This is a genomic window from Adlercreutzia equolifaciens (assembly GCF_029076695.1).
Taxonomy (GTDB): Bacteria; Actinomycetota; Coriobacteriia; order Coriobacteriales; family Eggerthellaceae; genus Adlercreutzia; species Adlercreutzia equolifaciens_A.
In genome coordinates, this window is sequence record NZ_JARFIK010000290.1 from 1 (window position 1) to 311 (window position 311).

Annotated in this window: 1 protein-coding gene; it reads left to right on the plus strand. The window is 68.2% G+C overall.

Features of this window, described 5'->3' with window-relative positions:
- Nucleotides 1-53: 53 nt before the first annotated feature.
- The coding region (locus PZH32_RS12450; RefSeq protein ID WP_275208559.1) for an NAD(P)H-hydrate dehydratase at nt 54-311 on the plus strand (258 nt) is incomplete at its 3' end.

Genomic DNA, 311 nt, shown 5'->3' on the forward strand with positions numbered 1-311 from the left:
GCGCGACGTAAGCGGGGCGTTTGATGACCATTTTTCTCAACTAAAGGATGCCCATGGACATTACCCTCAAGCACGGCCGCAGCAACGAAGCCCTGGCGGCGCTGCTGCCCTTCCCCGCCGCCGACGCCAACAAGTATACGCGCGGACACCTGAACCTGGTGGCGGGCAGCGCCGCCTACCCGGGAGCCGCCTGCCTGGCGGCCGCCGGAGCCACCCGCGCCGGCGCCGGTTACACCGAGGTCTTCTGCGCCGGCAAATCCATGATCACCGTGCGCGCCTGGATGCCGTCGCGAGTGGTGCGCGATTGGCGC